Raw genomic sequence first — 7,577 nt, 5'->3', positions numbered from 1 at the left:
CTACTATATAGATGCCACTGAACGCCTCTTCCGTTACATTGTCTGAATCTACAGGCACAGCCGGACGATATTCATCATCAGCAAGATTATGCCATCCCTTCAGACTGCCATCCTCATCAAACAGCAATTTCCTTGAAGACTTTCTGTCGCTTGTCAGAAGCGTTACGTCATTTCCCTCGGATTCATGAAAGTGCATGAGGGCAGACAGATCCGCATTACTGAGAATGTCTACATTGTGCACAAGAAACGGTTCCCCTTCCAGCAAATGCCTCGCATGGACCAATCCACCGCCTGTGTCAAGCAGCCCCCCGCGCTCATCGCTTATGCTTATTTTTATTCCAAAGTCTTTTGAATCAAGAAAGTCTGTTATCTGACCTGCGAAATGATGGACATTAACCACAATCTCATCAAATCCCTGCGACTTCAATTTCAATATTACCCGCTCAAGCATCGGAATCCCGTCTACCGGCACCAATGCCTTGGGATGTTCAAGCGTCCATGGTTTCAATCTTGTGCCTAAACCGGCTGCCAATATCATCGCTCTCACTATATTTCTTTTTTGGGTGTTATCAATGTATCAATATTCTGCTCCCGGTGAATCAGGCGCACACATGCCGACGGATAACGCTCCGCAAGCTCCCGTGCCACACGCTCGGCACAATAGACCGACCGATGCTGGCCGCCGGTGCATCCGAATCCTATCTGCAGACTCGAAAATCCACGTCTGAGATAGGTCTCTACAGACGGAGACACAATCCGCAAGGCATTACTGGCAAACTCCTGCACCTCTCCTCTCTCTTCGAGAAAATCTGCCACAGGCTTGTCGCGCCCTGTAAGATTACGGTATTCAATATAACGTCCGGGATTATGCATGCCCCTGCAATCAAACATGAAGCCTCCTCCGTTGCCCGTAAAATCCGATGGATAACCTTTCTTATAAGAAAAGCTGAAAACAGATATCTGCAATCCGTCATGGCTGTTATTCAAAAATCTCACATCACTGATGATGACAGCACACACGCGTTTTAATTCCGGATAACGGTCAGCCGCTCCGATATTTATAAGATCCTTCAGATTTGACAAGGCACCGGGAATGCTTTCTATGAAATATGCCTTACGCTCTACAAGCCCCCGGAGTCCATAGGCTCCAAGCACCTGCAATGTGCGGAAAAGCGCGAAAAGCTGCGTCTGGAGCGTCTCTGTCTCCGGATGTCTCGCTTCTCCGTTAATGGCGCACCTCTCATTAAAGTAATGATCCATCATACGATTACGAAAACCGTTTGTAAAACCTGCCTTAGCCTGCCACAAAAAAGAAATCGCATCATAAACGCCAGGACCCCGTCTGCCCCCTTGGAAATCTATAAAATACGGTCTGCCCTGAGACAACATCACATTGCGACTCTGAAAATCACGATACATGAATCCTCCTCTTGTTTCCGACACCTTAGTCAGATCATCTGCGAATCTTTCAAAATCATCCTCAAGTCTGTCTTCATCAAAATCAAAACCCGACGGACGGAGATACTCATACTTGAAATAATTGAGATCCCACATTGCCTGTCGTCTTCCGAAGGGATTATATTCAACATGGTCTTCCCATAGAGATGCCTTCACTGTCTGCATTCTTACGAGCGATGTCATTACCTCCTTGACAAGCTTCTCCGCCACCGACTCCCCTCCGGCATCTCCATCTGCCGTATTGGAAGAAATTACGGAAAACAATGACGTATCCCCAAGATCCTCCTGTATGTAATGCATATAATCCGGAGACGCCACATATACTTCCGGCACCGCGACACCCGCTTCTCCGAACACTTTCGCCAGACTTACGAACGCGCGACAGTCTCGCTCCGAGTCTCCTGCAACTCCGATACAACTGAAAGGAACCTCCTGTCCATTCACAATCCGGCTGCCGGAAAGCCGGAAATAGCGGCGTCCCGAACCGGCACCCGGCAACCGTGACACTTCATTCACACCTGCGCAACAATAAACGCGATATAATTCAGTCAATATCTCTATATCCTTGTCTTTATCCATAGTCTGCCATTCAGATTCCTCACAATTGTTTGGAAGTTGCATGAAATAGTTGTTAATTTAACTTCAAAATTAATAAAAGTTGAGCAAATTAACCTTATTAATGATACTGCGACAAAATTTTATTTGCTCAACTTTGTTATTTTTATTAATTTTGCAGGTGGTGAATACGCACGATTTCTTAAGCTTTCACCTTCGGCATATAAACCGTAAGAATTAAATAACCCAATATATTTCAATAAAATGGCTAAAATCGAAGATTTCAATTTTAACGGCAAAAAAGCCATCGTAAGAGTGGATTTCAATGTGCCACTGGATGAAAACGGCAACATTACAGACGACACCCGCATCCGCGGTGCCCTCCCCACCCTTAAAAAAATACTCAGCGACGGAGGTTCTCTTATTCTCATGTCGCACATGGGCAAGCCAAAAGGTAAAGTAAACCCCAAAATGAGCCTTTCGCAGATTCGCGAAGCGGTAGCAAAGGCTCTTGGCTGCGAGGTCAAGTTCGCTCCCGACTGCATGNGTGCCGAGCAGGCTGCAAAAGACCTTAAACCCGGCGAGGTTCTTCTTCTCGAAAACCTCCGTTTCTATCCGGAAGAGGAAGGCAAGCCCGTTGGAATCGACAAGAACGACCCTGCATTCGACGCTGCTAAGAAAGAAATGAAAGAGCGTCAGCAGACATTCGCTAAGACTCTCGCAAGCTATGCGGACGTTTATGTAAACGACGCATTCGGAACAGCTCACCGTCGCCACGCTTCCACTGCCGTAATCGCCGATTATTTCGATCAGCAGGACAAAATGCTCGGCTTCCTTATGGAGAAAGAGGTAAAAGCTGTTGACAACATCCTTAAAGACATCAAACGTCCGTTCACTGCTATCATGGGCGGTTCCAAAGTATCGACAAAAATCGGTATCATCGAGAACCTCATGGACAAGGTTGACAATCTCATCCTCTGCGGTGGCATGACATATACCTTCGCAAAAGCAAAGGGCGGCAACGTCGGAACATCCATCTGTGAGTCTGACAAGCTTGACCTTGCTCTCGACATCATGAAAAAGGCAGAGGAGAAGGGTGTCAACCTCGTTCTCGCCACAGACTGCGTTGCGGCAGATGCCTTCAGCAATGATGCAAACACTCAGATATGCTCTGTTCTTGACATCCCCGAAGGCTGGGAAGGTCTTGATGCCGGTCCCGAATCAATCAAGGCATTCAGAAGCGTGATCGTACCCGCCAAGACTATCCTTTGGAATGGGCCTGCCGGAGTATTCGAGTTCGACAACTTCACCACCGGCTCCAAAGCCATTGCAGAAGCAATTGTAGAGGCAACCAAAAACGGTGCGTTCTCATTGGTAGGCGGCGGCGACTCCGTTGCATGCGTCAACAAATTCGGTCTTGCCGACGGCGTTTCGTATGTTTCCACAGGCGGCGGCGCACTCCTCGAGGCTATCGAAGGCAAGACTCTCCCCGGTGTAGCAGCTATCGAAGGCTGATATGCCCTGACAATATAATCACAAACGGCGGTGTGTCAAAATTGATAAAATTTGACACACCGCCTATATTTTAGCCGGATGGCGAGCACACAATAGTCCATGCCCCTACACACAATATACTACGTGTCCGGACTTTTGAAATGAAATTCAAAAATTATGTTATAAAACATATTTTTAATGCATCTTTGCTTAATAAAATCAAATTTAGCCGCAAACTCTATATTTTTTTTATAATCGAATGATGATTTATTCAAAATATATTGTAACTTTGCAATGTCGACAATACTATAGGCTCGCAAAGTGCCGATACCGACACAACAAGGTTACATGAAAGCTCGCATTAAGCCACTCTCCACACATCACGACATGAGGCGGGCGGACATCAGACAACAAAGTAAAAAATCTTAAAGTAATAATTAATCTTTTAACAAATACTATTTAAAAATAGAACGATTATGGAATCTCAGAAACCAATGGCACCCAAGCCAGCAGCAACTGTTTCTGCAAAAGTTAAGAAAGAGGAAAAAATCAGCAACATCCGCGGTATCCGCAACGCATTCGCAGTGATTATCGCCTGCGCTGCCGCAGCCGTATGCATCTTCCTCTTCGGTATGGGCTACTCCGGTAACTTCGAAGGGGGCACAACAGACGGTCATCCTCTGAACCTCGCAGGTACAGTTTACAAAGGTGGTTTTATCGTGCCTATCCTGATGACTCTTCTTCTCACTGTTATCGTGCTTTCTATCGAACGTTGGATCGCTATCAGATCAGCTTCCGGCAAAGGCAACACAACTAAATTCGTTGCCGACATCAAGGCTGACCTCGCTGCAAACAAAATCGATGCGGCAATGCAGCGTTGCAAAAACCAAAAAGGCTCTGTAGCTTCTGTGGTTTACAACACTTTGGTTCGCTACAAAGAGATGGACGAGAACACAACCCTCAGCAAAGAGCAGAAACTCACGACTCTCCGCAACGAGGTTGAAGAGGCTACAGCTCTCGAGATGCCGGGTCTGTCACAGAACCTCCCCATCATCGCTACCCTCACCACTCTCGGTACACTCGTCGGTCTTCTCGGAACCGTTATGGGTATGATCAAATCATTCCAGGCTCTTGCTTCTTCCGGTTCTCCTGACTCAACCGAGCTTTCTACAGGTATCTCCGAGGCTCTTGTGAACACCGCTTTCGGTATCGCAACAGGTGCTTTCGCTGTAATTTCATACAACTTCTTCACCAACAAGATCGACAACCTTACCTACGCTATCGACGAAATCGGTTTCTCTATCGTAGCTACTTTCGCTGCTACTCACAAGTAATTCTTAATAGAGAATACACAACTAACTTTAACAAAACCGAATTAAGTTTATAGCTAATATGGGAAGAGTAAAAATTGCAAGAAAAAGCACATTCATCGACATGACCGCGATGAGTGATGTGACCGTGCTTTTGCTTACCTTCTTCATGTTGACTTCCACCTTCCTTCAGAAGGAGCCCACCACAGTTATCACACCCCCTTCAGTATCTACTGAAAAGGTGCAGGAAACAAACTTCGTGCAGGTGCTTCTGAGCCCGGAAGGCAAAGTTTGGCTCACAATGAACAATGACACTTCATCCAATTGGAGCAACGAGAAGATGAAGATGGCACTGCTCGACAAAGTGAGTGAAATCTACAACGAGTCGCATAAGAAAAAAATAAGCTTCACACCAGAGCAAAAGTACGCCTTCAGCAAGGTAGGTTCATTTGGTGTGCCCCTCAGTCAGATGGGTGAGTTCCTTGACCTCGCCTCTCAGCAGGAAGGACAGACAAAAATGGATCAATGGCTATCAGGCGAGGACGAAAATCCCAACCACGTCACCGGTATTCCGATCTCTTGGAATTCCGATGAAGCCAAACCCAATGAATTCCAGATGTGGATGAAGGCAATGCGCCAGACAGAGAACTCCAACCTTGCCGACAAGATCAAAGACGGTACAGGTGTTGCCATCAAGGCGGACCAGAACACTTCTTTCGACATCGTGCATATGGTCATGGACAATCTCCAGACAATCCACATGAATAAGTTTACGTTATTGACAGCTCTTAAAGGAGCGGAAGAATAATAATTATGGCAGAAGTTCAACAAAACGACGGTGGCGGCAAAGGTAAAGGCCACCAGAAAAAAATGCAGATCCGCGTGGATTTCACGCCTATGGTCGACATGAACATGTTGCTTATTACGTTCTTCATGCTCTGTACGACAATGATCAAATCGCAGACTTTGACAATAGCGCTCCCTTCGAATGAGAAAGTTCAGAATGAGGAAAACATGTCGCAGGCATCAGCCGACGACGCTGTGACAATCATTCTTGACGCAAAAAGAAAAACAGGCTCATTCGATGTGGACACAGTGAATGGTAAAGTTCAGCCTATCATCTATTATTACTTCGGCAAACCCGGTGGTGATGCAGGTATTTTAGGCCCCGGCGGAACAGTGCTTTCCGAGAACAACAACATTCAGGAATCCGAATTCCTTGCTAACGATGAAAAATCAGGAAAGGCCCGCGGCATCCGCGAGATTATCCAGCAGCGTAACAAGGATGTCTTGACCGAGATCAATAAGCTTAAAGAGAAATATGCCAGCGGCGGTTTCGGAAGCCTCGAAACCAAAGATGGCCGCGAAAAAGCTCAGATGGCTTATGACGAGGCTGCCTCCAAGATCAGAAAAGATGAAAATCTGAAGAAACCGGTGATCATCATCAAGTCAACACCCCAGGCTTCCTTCGGTAGCCTCGTGTCAGTGCTCGACGAAATGCAGATCAATTCGATTTCAAAATATCAGATCGACAACATGACCAAGGCGGATTCACTCATGGTGATCGACTTCCAGAACCGTCACCATAAATGATGAGTTAGATTTATTAATACTTAAAGCAGAAAGACAAAATGGCTAATAGAAATGTAGATCTAACCTCACAAGATTGGCGTAACCTCGTCTTTGCAGATAAGAACAAGGAATTTGGTGCTTATCAGCTTCGCAAAGAGAGTGACAAACGCCACAATCTGGCTGCGATTTTCACATTGATCGGTCTGGTTGTGATCTTCATCCTTATAATCGCGCTCAGCAGATGGTCGGATTATCGTGCTGAACAGCAGGCAATCGCCCTTCAGGAGCAGCGTGAAAAGATGATGGCAGCCCAGCTCGCCGAACAGAATGACGAACCGGAGCCAGAGCCTGAAATCGAAGAACAGAAATTCGAACAACCCGAAATAGAAGTGCCTGAAGAGGTGCTCGCCACAGTTCAGGTCACTCAGATTGCCATCGTGGATGCCGATAAGGTTAAGAACGAGGTAATGGACATGGACACCCAGAAAGAGGACAACACCGCCCGTGGTGTCGTGACTCAGGAAGGTAGCGATGACGCCGACAAATTCAAGGCGGTTCAGGAGCAGGTTATCGTCAAGGAACCGGAGCCCGAAGTTAAACCCAAAGAGGAGGAAATCTTCGTAGCGGTTGAGCAGCAGGCGGAATTCCCAGGCGGAACGGCTGCAATGATGAAATGGCTCAGCAATAATGTACGCTATCCGGAGTCTGCACAGCAGAACGATATCCAGGGACGTGTGATCGTGAAATTCGTTGTTGAGAAAGACGGTTCAATCGGTCATGCGGAAATCCTGAAAGGTGTTGACCGCGATCTCGACCGCGAAGCAATCCGCGTTGTGAAGAAGATGCCCAGATGGCAGCCTGGTAAAAACAATGGTGTTGCCGTTCGAAGCTACTTTAACCTCCCGGTTGTGTTCCGTTTGCAGAATCAGTAATTTCATACAATCCTTATATAAGGGAGCGATCTTCTGTCGCTCCCTTATTTTTTTGTACTTTCTTTCAAATGTTAAATTAAATTGTTAATTTTGTTAAATACTTTGACAGACGTCACTCCGATGAAATGTCAACGCTGTGAATGAAAAAAGACACTTCGGGGGATGAAAAGAATTAATTCCGGAAAATCTTACATATAATTCATGTTTAATTCAAACACTCTCTAAACCATACCCCACAAATTTTGTTAAAATTTTA

At 46.2% G+C, this 7,577-nt stretch carries 7 protein-coding genes; 5 read left to right on the top strand and 2 right to left on the bottom strand.

Going from position 1 to position 7,577, the window contains the following annotated elements; translation table 11 throughout:
• Together JX312_RS06300 and JX312_RS06295 are read right to left on the bottom strand one after the other, a co-directional pair.
• Positions 1 to 538, bottom strand: a 538-nt coding sequence (locus JX312_RS06300; protein WP_370541481.1) for a sugar phosphate nucleotidyltransferase, incomplete at its 3' end; no start/stop codon positions are given.
• An 8-nt stretch (positions 539 to 546) separates the two neighbouring features.
• Entirely contained in the window at positions 547 to 2,037 is a 1,491-nt protein-coding gene (locus JX312_RS06295; RefSeq protein WP_204457419.1) for an RNase adapter RapZ, read from the bottom strand.
• 240 nt (positions 2,038 to 2,277) lie between these two features.
• Here JX312_RS06295 and pgk point away from each other — a divergent pair, with 240 nt between their 5' ends.
• From pgk to JX312_RS06270, 5 genes are all read left to right on the top strand, one after another.
• Positions 2,278 to 3,528 carry a phosphoglycerate kinase gene (pgk, locus tag JX312_RS06290; RefSeq protein WP_204457418.1) on the top strand — a complete coding sequence of 417 codons (1,251 nt, stop codon included), beginning with the start codon at positions 2,278 to 2,280 and terminating at the stop codon, positions 3,526 to 3,528.
• A gap of 473 nt (positions 3,529 to 4,001) precedes the next feature.
• Positions 4,002 to 4,841 carry a MotA/TolQ/ExbB proton channel family protein gene (locus JX312_RS06285; RefSeq protein ID WP_204457421.1) on the top strand — a complete coding sequence of 280 codons (840 nt, stop codon included), beginning with the start codon at positions 4,002 to 4,004 and terminating at the stop codon, positions 4,839 to 4,841.
• A gap of 58 nt (positions 4,842 to 4,899) precedes the next feature.
• Positions 4,900 to 5,625: a biopolymer transporter ExbD gene (locus tag JX312_RS06280; protein WP_123407608.1), complete on the top strand. Its 726-nt coding sequence runs from the start codon at positions 4,900 to 4,902 to the stop codon at positions 5,623 to 5,625.
• Between the two features lie 5 nt (positions 5,626 to 5,630).
• Positions 5,631 to 6,410: a biopolymer transporter ExbD gene (locus tag JX312_RS06275; protein WP_123407610.1), complete on the top strand. Its 780-nt coding sequence runs from the start codon at positions 5,631 to 5,633 to the stop codon at positions 6,408 to 6,410.
• A 38-nt stretch (positions 6,411 to 6,448) separates the two neighbouring features.
• Positions 6,449 to 7,321 carry an energy transducer TonB gene (locus tag JX312_RS06270; RefSeq protein WP_172469623.1) on the top strand — a complete coding sequence of 291 codons (873 nt, stop codon included), beginning with the start codon at positions 6,449 to 6,451 and terminating at the stop codon, positions 7,319 to 7,321.
• Positions 7,322 to 7,577 lie beyond the last annotated feature (256 nt).

The sequence above is a fragment of the Barnesiella sp. CU968 genome (genome assembly GCF_905219685.1).
GTDB lineage: Bacteria > Bacteroidota > Bacteroidia > Bacteroidales > Muribaculaceae > Lepagella > Lepagella muris_A.
Note: the sequence above shows the minus strand (reverse complement) of the source record. Positions and strands in the feature narration are given on the sequence as shown.

Excerpts from the sequence above, each read along its gene's own strand:
- JX312_RS06295 (WP_204457419.1), bottom strand. The coding sequence starts at position 2,037 with ATGGATAAAGACAAGGATATAGAGATATTGACTGAATTATATCGCGTT.
- JX312_RS06285 (WP_204457421.1), top strand. The coding sequence starts at position 4,002 with ATGGCACCCAAGCCAGCAGCAACTGTTTCTGCAAAAGTTAAGAAAGAG.
- JX312_RS06280 (WP_123407608.1), top strand. The coding sequence starts at position 4,900 with ATGGGAAGAGTAAAAATTGCAAGAAAAAGCACATTCATCGACATGACC.
- JX312_RS06275 (WP_123407610.1), top strand. The coding sequence starts at position 5,631 with ATGGCAGAAGTTCAACAAAACGACGGTGGCGGCAAAGGTAAAGGCCAC.
- JX312_RS06270 (WP_172469623.1), top strand. The coding sequence starts at position 6,449 with ATGGCTAATAGAAATGTAGATCTAACCTCACAAGATTGGCGTAACCTC.